The organism is Alteromonas genovensis, from assembly GCF_010500895.1.
GTDB lineage: Bacteria > Pseudomonadota > Gammaproteobacteria > Enterobacterales > Alteromonadaceae > Alteromonas > Alteromonas genovensis.
The window spans coordinates 1-15,271 of record NZ_JAAAWO010000004.1 but is presented as its reverse complement, the minus strand read 5'-3'; the positions used below and the strand labels follow the sequence as shown (position 1 = coordinate 15,271).

Sequence of the window (15,271 nt, the reverse complement as noted above, 5' to 3'; positions counted from 1 at the left end):
CGAGGCGTTAGACCCAAACAAGAGAGCATTTAAAATGGCTAAAAAAGTAAGCGGTATTATCAAGCTTCAGGTTGCGGCAGGCGCTGCTAACCCAAGTCCACCAGTTGGTCCTGCACTAGGTCAACACGGTGTGAACATCATGGAATTCTGTAAGGCTTTCAATGCAAAGACTGACAGCCTAGAGAAGGGTGCTCCAGTACCAGTAGAAATTACTGTGTACGAAGACCGTTCTTTTACATTCGAAACGAAGACTCCTCCTGCGTCATACCTTCTTAAGAAGGCAGCTGGCATCAAGAGCGGTTCTGGCCGTCCTAACACTGAGAAAGTGGGTAAAGTTACCACCGCTCAGTTAGAAGAGATTGCTAAAACTAAAGAGCCAGACTTAACAGCTGCTGATCTAGATGCAGCGGTACGCACTATCGCGGGTTCTGCTCGCTCAATGGGCTTGAACGTAGAGGACTAATCGAATGGCTAAATTAACAAAACGCGCTCGTCTAGTACGTGACAAAGTTGACTCAACTAAAGAGTATGAAATCAACGAAGCAGTTGCACTTCTAAAAGAATTAGCGACTGCTAAATTCGCTGAGAGTGTTGACGTTGCTGTAAACCTTGGTATCGACGCTAAGAAATCTGACCAAAACGTTCGTGGTGCAACTGTACTACCTAACGGTACTGGTAAAGATGTACGCGTAGCGGTATTTACTCAAGGCGCAAACGCAGAAGCGGCTAAAGAAGCTGGTGCGGACATCGTTGGTATGGAAGACTTAGCTGAACAAGTTAAGAAAGGCGAAATGAACTTTGACGTAGTAGTTGCTAGCCCAGACGCGATGCGCGTTGTTGGCCAACTAGGTCAAATCTTAGGTCCACGTGGCCTAATGCCAAACCCTAAAACAGGCACAGTAACGCCAGACGTTGCTACTGCTGTTAAAAATGCAAAAGCTGGTCAGGTTCGTTACCGCAATGATAAAAACGGTATCATCCACGCAAGCTTAGGTAAGATTGCATTTGAAGCTAACCAAATTCAAGAAAACCTTGAAGCACTACTTGAAGCATTGAAGAAAGCTAAGCCTTCTTCTGCGAAAGGTGTGTATATCCAGAAGATCAGCCTAAGCACCACAATGGGTGCCGGTGTATCTCTTGATAAGGCTTCTGTAGGTCTATAGTTTTGAAGCTAGTGGGCATTGCCCGTTAGTTCTCTTAAAGGTTATGGGTTGGAGTTGTGTACATAGCAGTACTAGTAAACAACTCCCGTCCAAGACCGCAGGTGCGGTGTGGTGAAAGAAGTAAGAGAGCTTTCACAGTCAACATACTGCTTAATAGAACAACCTGCGCAGACGGTGGTTTGACTCAGACTCTCTGGGATAACAAACACCGTAGAGCGGTACCAAATATGATGTTTGGTATCAATCTGTGAACCCTGACGGCGATGATAGGTAACTATCAACAATGTCAGATACAAAGAGGTGAACTCAGTGGCACTAGGTTTAGCAGCAAAAAAAGAGATCGTAGCAGAGGTATCTGAAGTTGCGTCTCGCGCTCTATCCGTTGCCGTCGCTGAATACCGTGGGATGGAAGTTGCAGAACTGACTGACCTTCGCATAAAAGCTCGTGAGCAAGGCGTATACCTAAAGGTTGTACGTAACACACTAGCTAAGCGTGCATTGGCAGACAGCAAATTTGCAGACTTAGAAAGCGCACTTACAGGTCCGCTTATCTATGGTTTCTCTATCGACGCACCAGGCGGTGCGGCACGTCTTTTTAAAGACTTCGGTAAGACCAACGATAAGCTTAACGTAACAGCACTTTCAATTGGTAGTGGTCTACTTGGTCCAGAGAAATTGGACGCAGTTGCTTCACTTCCAACTCGCGACGAAGCGCTTGCAAGACTACTTGCGACCTTCAAAGCACCAGTTGGGAAATTCGTTCAAACAATCAACGAAGTTCCTGGCAAGTTTGTGCGCGTATTGGCGGCGATCAAAGACGAGAAGTAATTTTCGTTTTTGGCATATTGATTTTTTTAACATTAAAACCCCAGGAGTTTAGAGAACATGGCTCTAACTAAAGAAGATATTTTAAACGCGATTGCTGAAATGCCAGTTATGGAATTGGTTGAGCTAATCGAAGCAGCTGAAGAAAAATTCAACGTATCTGCTGCAGCTGTTGCTGTTGCTGGTCCTGCTGCAGGCGGTGAAGCTGCTGCTGTTGAAGAGAAAACTGAATTTGACGTTGTAATGACTTCATTCGGTGCTAACAAAGTTGCAGTTATCAAAGCAGTTCGCGGCGCGACTGGCCTAGGTCTTAAAGAAGCTAAAGAAGTAGTTGAATCTGCTCCTAAAGCTATCAAAGAAGGCGTAAGCAAAGAAGAAGCTGAAGAACTTAAAACGACTCTAACTGAAGCTGGCGCTGAAGTTGAAATCAAGTAATCTGATTTAATCAGATTATTTGCCTGAGACGGCAAGGCTGGTGGTTTTTTAAACCACCAGCCTTTTTGCGCTGTATAATGTGTAGAATATAACCCTAGACTACACTGTGTTAAGCGCAATTCGGACAAGACCATTAAAAAGCATAAAAATCCAACAACTTAACTAATAATTGGTTAAAAATTGTTGTATGCTGGTTAACTTGCCCGAATTAGGGTTGTGGAAGTTTGTTGCTTATTGCGCCATTTGAAACGCAGCTTTTAGCCCATAGCACGCGTTTTAAAGCATTTAGCAGCAGGTTGGGTCATAAATCAGCAGGCTGAGGAACCCATGGTTTACTCTTATAGCGAAAAGAAACGTATCCGTAAGGATTTTGGCAAACGCCCACAGGTATTGGAAATTCCATACCTTCTTTCAATTCAGCTTGATTCTTTCAAAAAGTTTATTGAGATCGACGCCGATGCTCAATACGGCTTGGAAGCAGCATTTCGTTCCGTTTTTCCAATTAAAAGTTACTCAGGTAATTCAGAGCTTCAATATGTAAGCTACCGCCTGGGAGAGCCAGTTTTTGACGTTAAAGAATGTCAAATTCGCGGCGTAACTTTCTCTGCTCCGTTAAGAGTAAAACTACGGTTAGTATTGTTTGACAAAGACGCAGCCCCAGGTACCGTAAAAGATATTAAAGAACAAGAAGTGTACATGGGAGAAATCCCATTGATGACAGAGAACGGAACGTTCGTTATCAATGGTACAGAGCGTGTAATAGTGTCACAGCTACACCGCTCACCTGGTGTGTTTTTCGATCACGATAAAGGCAAGACTCACTCGTCTGGAAAAGTGCTTTATAATGCACGTGTCATTCCATACCGTGGCTCTTGGTTAGACTTTGAGTTTGACCCTAAAGATAATCTGTTTGTGCGTATCGACCGTCGTCGTAAATTACCTGCAACAATTATCTTGCGTGCATTGGAAATGACGTCAGAAGAAATTTTAGATACTTTCTTCGAAAAAGTTAACGTTCGCATCGACAAAGACCGTCTGATGATGGAAGTGAAACCTGATCGCCTTCGTGGTGAAACGGCTGCTTTCGATATCATCGATGGCGATGGCAATGTGGTTGTTGAAACTGGCCGTCGTATCTCTGCCCGTCACACTCGTGCATTAGAGAAGTCTGGTTTAACAGAGCTGGAAGTACCTGCTGATTATCTAATCGGTCGTGTATTTGCTGCCACTTATGTGAACGAAGACACCGGTGAAGTCATTGTAAGTGCAAACGATGAGCTTGCACTTGAGAATTTAGCTGAGCTTAGTCAAGCCGGCATAAAAGAATTCGAAACGCTTTACATCAACGAACTTGATCACGGTTCATACATTTCAGATACGCTGCGTATTGATTCTTCGACAAACCGCCTAGAAGCGCTTGTTGAGATTTATCGTATGATGCGTCCTGGTGAGCCGCCAACGAAAGACGCTGCAGAAACGTTATTTGAAAACTTGTTCTTCTCTGAAGAACGTTACGACCTTTCTTCTGTTGGTCGTATGAAGTTTAACCGTCGCCTAGGCCGTGAAGAACTAATTGGTTCTGGTACGCTAGCCAAAGAAGACATCGTTTCTGTAATGAAGCAGCTAATCACCATACGTGACGGTAAAGACGAAGTTGATGATATCGATCACCTTGGTAACCGTCGTATTCGTTCGGTTGGTGAAATGGCAGAAAACCAATTCCGTGTTGGTTTAGTTCGTGTAGAACGCGCTGTAAAAGAACGCCTAAGTCTTGGTGACTTGGACAACGTTATGCCACAAGATCTTATTAACGCTAAGCCTATTTCGGCTGCCGTTAAAGAGTTCTTCGGGTCGTCGCAGTTGTCTCAGTTCATGGACCAAAACAACCCATTATCAGAAGTAACGCACAAGCGTCGTATTTCTGCATTAGGTCCGGGCGGTCTTACTCGTGAACGCGCAGGCTTTGAGGTTCGAGACGTACACCCGACTCACTACGGTCGTCTATGTCCAATCGAAACACCTGAAGGTCCAAACATCGGTCTAATTAACTCATTGGCGAGCTTTGCGCGCACAAATGATTTTGGTTTCCTTGAAACACCTTTCCGTCGCATAGTTGATGGCGTGGTAGGCGAAGAAATCGATTATTTATCTGCGATTGAAGAAGGCCAATTCGCTATCGCTCAGGCCAATGTCGCGTTGACTGAAGCTGGTGAACTGGTAGACGACCTTATTCCATGTCGTCACCGTGGTGAAACAACGTTGATGCCTAAAGAAGACATCAAATACATGGATGTTTCTCCACAGCAAATCGTTTCAATTGCAGCAAGCATTATTCCATTCCTTGAACACGATGATGCAAACCGTGCACTTATGGGTGCCAACATGCAACGTCAGGCTGTTCCAACACTACGCGCGGATAAGCCGTTAGTGGGTACAGGTATGGAAAGAACTATCGCCGTTGACTCTGGCGTAACGGTAGTTGCTAAGCGCGGTGGTACGGTAGATTACGTAGATGCAAGTCGCATCGTAATCAAAGTAGCTGAAGACGAAATGCTTCCAGGTGAAGCAGGTATCGACATCTACAACCTGACCAAATATACCCGTTCTAACCAGAACACCTGTATCAATCAACGACCTACTTGTAGTGTTGGTGACCCAATTGTTACTGGTGACGTGCTAGCCGATGGTCCTTCGACAGACCTTGGTGACCTTGCACTTGGTCAGAACATGCGTATCGCATTCATGCCGTGGAATGGTTACAACTTTGAGGATTCAATCCTTATTTCTGAGCGTGTAGCGCAGGAAGACCGCTTTACTACTATTCACATTCAAGAGCTTAGCTGTATTGCTCGTGACACCAAGCTTGGTCCAGAAGAAATTTCTTCTGATATTCCAAACGTGGGTGAGTCTGCATTGAGCAAGCTTGATGAATCAGGTGTTGTTTACATCGGTGCAGAAGTGAAAGGCGGCGACATTCTTGTAGGTAAAGTGACACCAAAAGGTGAAACTCAGCTTACGCCGGAAGAGAAACTTTTAAGAGCCATCTTTGGTGAAAAAGCGTCTGACGTAAAAGATACGTCACTACGTGTGCCTAACTCTGTTCACGGTACGGTTATCGACGTTCAAGTCTTTACTCGTGACGGCGTAGAGAAAGACAAACGTGCGCTTGAAATTGAAGATATGCAGCTTCGTCAAGTTAAGAAAGATCTTACTGACGAATTTGAAATCCTTGCGGATGGCATTTTTGCACGTGCTCAAACTGCACTAACGCGCGCCGATGTTGAACAAGCTAAGCTTGACAGCCTGCCACGTGAAAAATGGTTTGAAATTGCACTTAACAGCGAAGACGTACAGTTAGAGCTAGACCAAATTGCTGAACAGCATGCTGAGATCAAAGCTGACTTCGATAAGAAGTTTGAAACTAAGCGTCGTAAGATAACGCAAGGCGATGACTTAGCGCCTGGTGTACTTAAGATTGTTAAAGTTTACCTAGCGGTTAAACGTCACATCCAACCGGGTGACAAAATGGCGGGACGTCACGGTAACAAGGGTGTTATCTCTACGATTCAACCAGTAGAAGATATGCCATACGATGAAAACGGCACGCCGGTAGACATCGTACTTAACCCTCTTGGTGTACCATCTCGTATGAACATCGGTCAGATTCTTGAGACTCACTTGGGCATGGCTGCTCATGGTCTTGGGGTTAAAATTGACCGCATGATTAAAGAGCAGCGAGAGCTTGCCGAGATGCGTGATTTCTTGAAGCAAGTGTACGAACTGGGTGAAAATCACCAGGAAGTAGACATTGATAGCTTCACAGATCATGAAGTTCGTCGTTTAGCTGAAAACCTTCGTAAAGGTGTACCAATTGCTACGCCTGTATTCGACGGTGCTCGCGAATCTGAAATCAAGGAAATGTTGAAGCTTGCTGATATTCCAGAAAGCGGTCAGATTACCTTGTTCGACGGTCGTACTGGTAACTCGTTCGAGCGACCTGTTACGGTTGGTTACATGTACATGCTGAAACTGAACCACTTGGTAGACGATAAGATGCACGCTCGTTCTACTGGTTCTTACAGCCTTGTTACACAGCAACCTCTTGGTGGTAAAGCACAGTTTGGTGGCCAGCGCTTCGGTGAGATGGAAGTATGGGCACTTGAAGCATACGGTGCTGCATATACCCTTCAGGAAATGCTTACTGTTAAGTCGGATGACGTTAACGGTCGTACCAAAATGTACAAGAACATCGTCGATGGCGACCACAGAATGGAGCCTGGCATGCCAGAATCCTTCAACGTATTGCTTAAAGAAATTCGCTCGTTGGGTATCAACATCGAGCTTGAAGAAAAGTAATACGGCAATTGCCGCGTAATGTTATGAGATGGCCCGGCGCTTGCGCCGGGTTCTAGAGACTGACTCCGCTGGGAGAGTAATGTGAAAGACTTATTAAAGTTTCTAAAGCAACAGCATAAGGCCGAAGAATTCGATAATATTCGAATCGGCCTTTCTTCACCTGACATGATCCGTTCATGGTCTTTTGGTGAAGTGAAGAAGCCTGAGACTATCAACTATCGTACGTTCAAGCCTGAGCGTGACGGTTTATTTTGTGCCCGTATCTTTGGCCCTGTTAAAGATTACGAGTGTTTGTGCGGTAAGTACAAGCGCCTTAAGCACCGTGGTGTTATCTGTGAAAAGTGTGGCGTTGAAGTTACACTGACTAAAGTTCGTCGTGAGCGTATGGGCCACATCGAGCTAGCAAGTCCAGTAGCACACATCTGGTTCCTTAAGTCACTGCCGTCTCGTATCGGCTTAATGCTTGATATGACGCTACGTGACATTGAGCGCGTGCTTTATTTTGAATCATACGTGGTAACAGAACCAGGTATGACGACATTAGAGCGCGGCCAGTTACTAAACGAAGAAGATTACCTTGATTCGTTAGAAGAGCACGGCGACGAGTTCGACGCGAAAATGGGTGCAGAAGCAGTATTCGATCTGTTAACTGTACTTGACGTTGATGCCGACGTTGCAGCAATGCGTGAAGAATTACCTTCAATCAACTCTGAGACAAAGCGTAAGAAAATTACGAAGCGTCTTAAGTTGCTTGAATCGTTCCAACAGTCTGGCAACAAGCCAGAGTGGATGATCATGACAGTACTTCCAGTATTGCCACCCGATCTTCGCCCTCTAGTACCACTAGACGGTGGACGTTTCGCTACGTCTGACCTGAACGATTTATACCGTCGTGTTATTAACCGTAACAACCGTCTTAAGCGTCTTCTAGACCTTGCTGCTCCAGACATTATCGTGCGCAACGAAAAGCGTATGTTACAAGAGTCTGTTGATGCACTTCTAGATAACGGACGTCGTGGTCGTGCGATTACCGGTTCTAACAAGCGTCCACTTAAGTCGCTTGCAGACATGATCAAAGGTAAACAGGGTCGTTTCCGTCAAAACCTTCTTGGTAAGCGTGTTGACTACTCTGGTCGTTCTGTAATTACTGTTGGTCCAACACTTCGTCTTCACCAGTGTGGTCTTCCTAAGAAGATGGCACTTGAGCTATTTAAACCGTTTATTTACGGTAAGCTTGAAGGTCGCGGTCTTGCAACAACTATCAAAGCTGCTAAGAAGTTAGTAGAGCGCGAAGCTCCAGAGGTTTGGGACGTACTAGATGACGTTATCCGCGAACACCCTGTTTTGCTTAACCGTGCACCTACACTTCACCGTTTGGGTATTCAAGCATTCGAACCAACACTAATCGAAGGTAAAGCGATTCAGCTTCACCCGCTAGTGTGTGCGGCGTATAACGCCGACTTCGATGGTGACCAAATGGCGGTACACGTTCCGTTGACTATCGAAGCACAGCTTGAAGCTCGTGCACTAATGATGTCGACGAACAACATCTTGTCACCTGCAAACGGTGAGCCGATTATCGTTCCTTCACAGGACGTTGTATTGGGTCTTTATTACCTTACGCGTGACAAAGTAAACGGCTTAGGCGAAGGCATGGTATTTACCAGCCCTAACGAAGCAGAAAAAGCATACCGTACAGGTAATGCTGAGCTTCATTCTCGCGTTAAAGTACGTATTACTGAATACGACATTGATGAAAACGGCAACAAGACAGAGAAAGTAACACTGACCCAAACTACGGTTGGTCGTGCCATTTTCTCACTGATCCTTCCAAAGGGTCTTCCGTTTGAAATCATCAACCAGGCTATGGGTAAGAAGCAAATTTCAAAACTATTGAATGCCTGCTACCGTACGCTTGGTCTAAAAGATACTGTTATTGCAGCTGACCAAATCATGTATACCGGTTTCCACTACGCGATGATCGCGGGTGCGTCTGTTGGTATTGATGACATGGTAATTCCTGAAGCGAAGAAAGAAATCGTTGACGCAGCAGAAGCTGAAGTTATCGAAATTCAGGAACAGTTCCAAAACGGTCTTGTAACAGCCGGTGAGCGTTACAATAAAGTTATCGATATCTGGTCAAATGCCAACGAAAAAGTTGCTAAGGCCATGATGGACAACCTTAAGACTGACATCGTAATTAACCGCGATGGCGAAGAAGAAGAGCAATCATCATTTAACTCTGTTTACATGATGGCCGACTCGGGTGCTCGTGGTAGTGCCGCTCAGATTCGTCAGTTAGCTGGTATGCGTGGTCTGATGGCTAAACCAGATGGTTCAATCATCGAGACCCCAATCACGGCAAACTTCCGTGAAGGTCTGAACGTACTTCAGTACTTCATCTCAACGCACGGTGCGCGTAAAGGTCTAGCCGATACAGCACTTAAGACAGCGAACTCGGGTTACCTAACTCGTCGTCTTGTAGACGTTGCGCAAGATTTGGTTATCACTAACGATGACTGTGGCACGTTCGGTAGCGTTTCCATGACACCACTAATCGAAGGTGGCGACGTTGTTGAACCACTTCGCGAACGTGTACTAGGTCGTGTGGTAGCAGAAGACGTAGTTAAGCCAGGTACTAGCGAAGTATTGGTCGAGCGTAATGTACTGCTAGACGAAGCGCTAGTAGACATGCTTGAAGCCAACTCTGTTGACCAAATCCAAGTACGCTCGGTTATCACCTGTGATAACGACTTCGGTGTATGTGCTAACTGTTACGGTCGTGACCTTGCTCGCGGACACATGGTAGGCAGCGGTGAATCTGTTGGTGTAATTGCAGCACAGTCAATCGGTGAACCTGGTACACAGCTTACCATGCGTACGTTCCACATTGGTGGTGCGGCATCTCGAGCGTCTGCTGAGAACAGCGTTCAGGTTAAAACGGCGGGTAGCCTTAAGCTACACAACGAAAAATCTGTACGTAACTCTGATGGCAAAATGGTTATTGTGTCTCGTTCAACAGAACTTACTGTTATCGATGAGCAAGGCCGTGAGAAAGAACGCTATAAAGTGCCATACGGTGCAGTATTGAGTGTTGATGACGGTGCGAAGATTGCAGCTGGCGACGTTGTTGCTAACTGGGACCCGCATAGTCACCCAATCGTTACTGAACGTGCAGCTAAGATTAGCTTCGCGGACATCGACGACACTAACACAGAAATGCAGCAAGATGAGCTTACTGGTCTAACGCGTATCGTTGTTAAAGATTTAACAAAAGCAAACGCCAAAGAGCCTAAGCTAATCCTTGAAAGTGATGAGTTCGGTCTTCAAGAGATTCGTCTTCCAAGCTTCACAACCATTGAAGCAAAAGAAGGCAAAGTAGCTAACGAAGGTGACGTGCTAGCGCGTATACCTCAGGAAAGCTCGAAGACTCGTGACATCACGGGTGGTCTACCACGAGTCGCTGACTTGTTCGAAGCACGTAAGCCTAAAGAGCCTGCTATCCTAGCGGAAATCTCAGGTACTATCGGTTTCGGTAAAGAGACTAAAGGTAAGAAGCGCTTAGTGATTACACCTGCTGAAGGTGATGCATACGAAGAGATGATTCCGAAATGGCGTCAGCTTAATGTGTTCGAAGGTGAGAAAGTGGAAAAAGGCGAAGTTATTGCCGATGGTCCAGAATCTCCACACGACATATTGCGCCTTCGTGGTATTTCCCATGTAGCAAACTACATCGTGAACGAAGTTCAAGAAGTTTACCGTCTACAGGGTGTAAAAATTAACGATAAGCACATCGAAGTTGTTATTCGTCAGATGTTGCGTAAGTGCGTGATTACTCATGCAGGCGACACGCAGTTCCTAGAAGGTGAGCAAGTAGAAGTTTCTAACGTGAAAGTAGCAAACCGTGAAATTGAAAAACACGGTAAGATACCAGCACAGTACGAAACACAACTACTTGGTATCACTAAAGCGTCACTGTCTACTGAGTCATTTATCTCAGCGGCATCGTTCCAGGAAACAACGCGCGTACTGACTGAAGCAGCGGTTCAAGGTAAAGAAGATGACCTTCGCGGCCTGAAAGAGAACGTAATTGTTGGACGACTTATTCCAGCAGGTACGGGTTTCGCATACCATGAACGCCGTGCTCAACAGCGCAAAGAGCAAATCGAAGAAATGTCAGTATCTGCAGCAGATGCAGAACAGGCATTGACCGAAGCGCTTAACGCTGGTGCAGACGACGATTCGGCCGAATAAGGCATGATCATAGGAGTGCGTTAACGTACTCCTAACATAATGGCAGCTTAGGCTGACAGATTTTAAGAATATTAAGTGCTTAGAGTTTGTACAGCTTGACAGTCAGGGCGATGATCATTAATATTCCGCGACCCGATTTTGGATAGCCCCGAAAAGGCTCGATAAACGGTCGCGGTTTTTTGTATCAGAGCCTGGTAAATATTGACGAGCACAATATTTACCGCAAACAGGGCGACGAATTGAAAAGTCGCATTATATGGACCCAATCACAGTGATTGGGTTTTCGTAGTTTTTAATCAGGAGCTAGTTAATGGCAACAGTTAACCAGTTAGTGCGCAAGCCACGCAGAAAGCCCGTTGAAAAAAGCAACGTAGCTGCACTGCAAGCTTGTCCACAGAGACGTGGTGTATGTACTCGTGTATATACAACTACGCCAAAGAAACCAAACTCTGCACTACGTAAAGTATGTCGTGTACGTCTAACTAACGGTTTTGAAGTTTCTTCATACATCGGTGGTGAAGGTCACAACCTACAAGAGCACAGTGTAGTACTTATCCGTGGTGGTCGTGTTAAAGACTTACCAGGTGTTCGTTATCACACAGTTCGCGGTACATTGGACTGCGCAGGTGTAAACGATCGTAGACAAGCCCGTTCTAAGTACGGCGCGAAAAGGCCTAAGTCTTAACGGTTCTCCGTTAGTAAGGCCAAACTGAAGTTTAAGAGTTTTGGGTATTCCCTGAATTCATACGGAGAATAGAAAATGCCAAGAAGAAGAGTCGTAGGTCAACGTAAAATCCTACCAGAGCCAAAATTTGGTTCACAACTGCTTGCTAAATTCATGAATGTCGTAATGCTCGACGGCAAGAAGTCAGTCGCTGAAAAAATCGTTTACGGTGCGCTAGATATTGTTGCTGAAAAAACCAACAAAGCACACCTAGATGTATTCGAAGAAGCCCTTGATAACATCCGCCCAACGGTTGAGGTTAAGTCTCGTCGTGTTGGTGGTTCAACTTATCAGGTTCCAGTCGAAGTACGTCCAGTTCGTCGTAATGCACTAGGTATGCGTTGGATGGTTGATGCTGCACGTAAACGTGGCGAAAAGTCTATGGCACAGCGCCTAGCGGCTGAAATGATGGATGCATCAGAAAATAAAGGTTCAGCGGTTAAGAAACGTGAAGACGTTCACCGTATGGCCGAAGCAAACAAAGCGTTTGCTCACTACCGTTGGTAATCAACGTTATATAACTGAGAGAGATTTATGCCTCGTAAGACCTCGATTGAGCGTTATCGCAATATTGGTATTGTGGCTCACGTGGACGCGGGTAAAACCACGACCACAGAGCGTGTCTTGTTTTATACAGGACTGTCTCACAAAATCGGTGAAGTGCACGATGGTGCTGCTACCATGGACTGGATGGAACAAGAGCAGGAGCGTGGTATCACTATCACGTCTGCTGCTACTACCTGTTTCTGGTCTGGTATGGAGCAACAGTTCGATCAACACAGAATAAATATTATTGACACGCCGGGACACGTGGACTTCACCATCGAGGTGGAACGTTCATTACGTGTTCTTGACGGAGCGGTAGTCGTTTTCTGTGGGTCTTCTGGGGTAGAACCTCAATCAGAGACAGTCTGGCGACAGGCTGACAAATATCAAGTACCACGCCTTGTCTTCGTTAATAAGATGGACAGGGCTGGTGCTGATTTTGAACGCGTTGTGGGTCAAATCCGCAAACGTTTAGGCGCTAACTGTGTTCCGATTCAAATCAACATGGGCGCAGAAGAAGAATTCCATGGTGTCATCGATTTAATTAAGATGAAATCAATCAACTGGAATGGTGACGACATGGGTATGACATTTACCTATGAAGACATTCCGGCTGAATATTTAGAAAAAGCCGAGCAGTATCGCACTGAAATGGTTGAAGCAGCGGCTGAAGCCTCTGACGAGTTAATGGACAAGTATTTGGAAGGCGAAACGCTAACCGAAGAAGAAATACGATTGGGGCTACGCACCCGTACGCTGAACAACGAAATTGTTCTTGCCACTTGTGGCAGTGCCTTCAAAAACAAAGGTGTTCAAGCAGTATTAGACGCGGTTGTACATTACCTGCCTTCGCCAAATGAAGTAAAAGCGATTACCGGTATTCTTGACGACAAAGACGAAACAGAAGCAGAACGTCATCCGACGGACGAAGAGCCGTTTTCTGCGCTGGCGTTTAAAATAGCCACTGATCCGTTTGTTGGTACGCTGACGTTTTTCCGCTGTTATTCAGGTGTGGTGAATACAGGTGATACTGTATATAACCCTGTGAAAGGCAAGCGAGAGCGCTTTGGTCGTATCGTGCAGATGCACGCGAAAGACAGAGAAGAAATTAAAGAGGTACGCGCGGGCGATATCGCAGCTGCGATTGGCCTTAAAGATGTCACTACGGGTGACACACTATGCGATCCAAATAACATCATTACGTTAGAACGTATGGAATTTCCTGACCCGGTAATTTCAATTGCAGTAGAGCCTAAGTCGCAAGCTGACCAAGAAAAAATGGGCATAGCGCTTAGCAAGCTTGCTGCAGAAGATCCGTCATTTAAAGTGAAAACTGATGACGAAACGGGACAAACGATCATCTCAGGGATGGGTGAATTACACCTTGATATCATCATTGATCGTATGAAACGTGAATTTAAGGTTGAATGTAACGTAGGTAACCCTCAGGTTGCTTATCGTGAAACCCTCCGCAAAGATGTTGAGGTGGAAGGGAAGTTCATTCGTCAGTCAGGCGGCCGCGGCCAGTTTGGTCATGTATGGTTGCGCATTGAGCCTCAGGAAGAGGACTTTGGCTACGAATTTGTGAACGAGATCGTCGGTGGAACTGTTCCGAAAGAGTTCATTCCAGCGGTCGATAAAGGAATTCAGGAGCAGATGCGAAGTGGTGTTCTTGCAGGGTATCCGGTACTTGATGTAAAGGTTACTTTGTTTGATGGTTCATACCACGATGTTGACTCTTCTGAAATGGCGTTTAAGATCGCCGGCTCTATGGGTTTCAAAAAGGGCGCCGCAGAAGCAAATCCGGTGTTGCTTGAACCCACTATGAAAGTTGAAGTGACGACTCCAGAAGACTGGATGGGTGATGTTGTTGGTGATTTAAATCGTCGCCGCGGCATGATCGAAGGTATGGAAGATGGCGTAGCAGGTATTAAAATGATTCGTGCTAAAGTGCCTCTTTCAGAAATGTTTGGGTATGCGACAGACTTGCGTTCACAAACGCAGGGTCGTGCTTCATACTCAATGGAGTTTTTCAATTATTCTGAGGCGCCTAACAATGTGGCGCGGGCTATTATTGAATCTAGAATCTAATCTAAATGAAGGTTCGGTCCGGTCTATTTGTGGGTCGGACTTTTAACTTAGGAAACGAGAAAAATGGCAAAAGAAAAGTTTGAACGTACGAAACCCCATGTAAACGTGGGTACTATCGGCCACGTTGACCACGGTAAAACTACACTAACAGCAGCTATCACTACTGTTCTAGCGAAGACTTACGGCGGTTCTGCAAGTGCATTCGATATGATCGATAACGCGCCTGAAGAAAAAGCACGTGGTATCACCATCTCTACGTCGCACGTAGAATACGACACTCCAAGTCGTCACTACGCACACGTTGACTGTCCTGGACACGCTGATTACGTTAAAAACATGATCACTGGTGCTGCACAGATGGACGGCGGTATTCTAGTAGTTGCTGCGACTGATGGCCCTATGCCACAGACTCGTGAGCACATCCTACTTGGTCGTCAGGTTGGTATTCCTCACATCATCGTGTTCATGAACAAATGTGACATGGTTGATGATGAAGAGCTTCTAGAGCTAGTAGAAATGGAAGTTCGTGAACTTCTTAGCGAATATGACTTCCCAGGCGATGACCTTCCAGTTATCCAAGGTTCTGCACTTAAGGCTCTTGAAGGCGACGCAGAATGGGAAAAGAAAATCATCGAACTAGGTGAAGCTCTTGATTCATATATCCCAGAGCCAGAGCGTGCAATCGACAAGCCGTTCATTCTTCCAATCGAAGACGTATTCTCAATCTCAGGTCGTGGTACTGTTGTAACCGGCCGTGTTGAGCAAGGTATTGTTAAAGTTGGTGAAGAAGTAGAAATCGTTGGTATCAAAGATACTGTTAAGACGACTTGTACTGGTGTTGAAATGTTCCGTAAGCTTCTAGACGAAGGTCGTGCTG

The 15,271-nt window shown here is 45.6% G+C and carries 10 protein-coding genes; all 10 read left to right on the top strand.

What is annotated here, in order from left to right; genetic code table 11:
• The first annotated feature begins 34 nt into the window (after nt 1-34).
• Nucleotides 35-463 carry a 50S ribosomal protein L11 gene (gene rplK / locus GTQ48_RS06670; RefSeq protein WP_163105771.1) on the top strand — a complete coding sequence of 143 codons (429 nt, stop codon included), beginning with the start codon at nt 35-37 and terminating at the stop codon, nt 461-463.
• Between the two features lie 4 nt (nt 464-467).
• A complete protein-coding gene (gene rplA / locus GTQ48_RS06665; protein ID WP_032097750.1) occupies nt 468-1,163 on the top strand; it encodes a 50S ribosomal protein L1 in 696 nt (231 codons plus the stop codon).
• A 309-nt stretch (nt 1,164-1,472) separates the two neighbouring features.
• Nucleotides 1,473-1,991 carry a 50S ribosomal protein L10 gene (gene rplJ / locus GTQ48_RS06660; protein ID WP_032097751.1) on the top strand — a complete coding sequence of 173 codons (519 nt, stop codon included), beginning with the start codon at nt 1,473-1,475 and terminating at the stop codon, nt 1,989-1,991.
• A gap of 57 nt (nt 1,992-2,048) precedes the next feature.
• Complete coding sequence (gene rplL / locus GTQ48_RS06655; protein WP_163105769.1) at nt 2,049-2,423, top strand: 50S ribosomal protein L7/L12; 375 nt, start codon at nt 2,049-2,051, stop codon at nt 2,421-2,423.
• 327 nt (nt 2,424-2,750) lie between these two features.
• Complete coding sequence (rpoB, locus tag GTQ48_RS06650; protein WP_163105767.1) at nt 2,751-6,779, top strand: DNA-directed RNA polymerase subunit beta; 4,029 nt, start codon at nt 2,751-2,753, stop codon at nt 6,777-6,779.
• 81 nt (nt 6,780-6,860) lie between these two features.
• Nucleotides 6,861-11,033 carry a DNA-directed RNA polymerase subunit beta' gene (gene rpoC, locus GTQ48_RS06645; protein ID WP_163105765.1) on the top strand — a complete coding sequence of 1,391 codons (4,173 nt, stop codon included), beginning with the start codon at nt 6,861-6,863 and terminating at the stop codon, nt 11,031-11,033.
• A gap of 310 nt (nt 11,034-11,343) precedes the next feature.
• Nucleotides 11,344-11,718, top strand: coding sequence for a 30S ribosomal protein S12 (gene rpsL, locus GTQ48_RS06640; RefSeq protein ID WP_032097755.1), 375 nt, complete (start codon nt 11,344-11,346; stop codon nt 11,716-11,718).
• Between the two features lie 75 nt (nt 11,719-11,793).
• Nucleotides 11,794-12,264 carry a 30S ribosomal protein S7 gene (gene rpsG, locus GTQ48_RS06635; protein ID WP_163105764.1) on the top strand — a complete coding sequence of 157 codons (471 nt, stop codon included), beginning with the start codon at nt 11,794-11,796 and terminating at the stop codon, nt 12,262-12,264.
• 27 nt (nt 12,265-12,291) lie between these two features.
• Nucleotides 12,292-14,394: an elongation factor G gene (fusA, locus tag GTQ48_RS06630; protein WP_163105762.1), complete on the top strand. Its 2,103-nt coding sequence runs from the start codon at nt 12,292-12,294 to the stop codon at nt 14,392-14,394.
• 63 nt (nt 14,395-14,457) lie between these two features.
• On the top strand, nt 14,458-15,271 hold an 814-nt coding region (gene tuf, locus GTQ48_RS06625), incomplete at its 3' end, for an elongation factor Tu (protein WP_163105761.1).

Excerpts from the sequence above, each read along its gene's own strand:
- rplA (WP_032097750.1), top strand. The coding sequence starts at position 468 with ATGGCTAAATTAACAAAACGCGCTCGTCTAGTACGTGACAAAGTTGAC.
- fusA (WP_163105762.1), top strand. The coding sequence starts at position 12,292 with ATGCCTCGTAAGACCTCGATTGAGCGTTATCGCAATATTGGTATTGTG.
- rpsG (WP_163105764.1), top strand. The coding sequence starts at position 11,794 with ATGCCAAGAAGAAGAGTCGTAGGTCAACGTAAAATCCTACCAGAGCCA.
- rpsL (WP_032097755.1), top strand. The coding sequence starts at position 11,344 with ATGGCAACAGTTAACCAGTTAGTGCGCAAGCCACGCAGAAAGCCCGTT.
- rplL (WP_163105769.1), top strand. The coding sequence starts at position 2,049 with ATGGCTCTAACTAAAGAAGATATTTTAAACGCGATTGCTGAAATGCCA.
- rplK (WP_163105771.1), top strand. The coding sequence starts at position 35 with ATGGCTAAAAAAGTAAGCGGTATTATCAAGCTTCAGGTTGCGGCAGGC.
- rpoB (WP_163105767.1), top strand. The coding sequence starts at position 2,751 with ATGGTTTACTCTTATAGCGAAAAGAAACGTATCCGTAAGGATTTTGGC.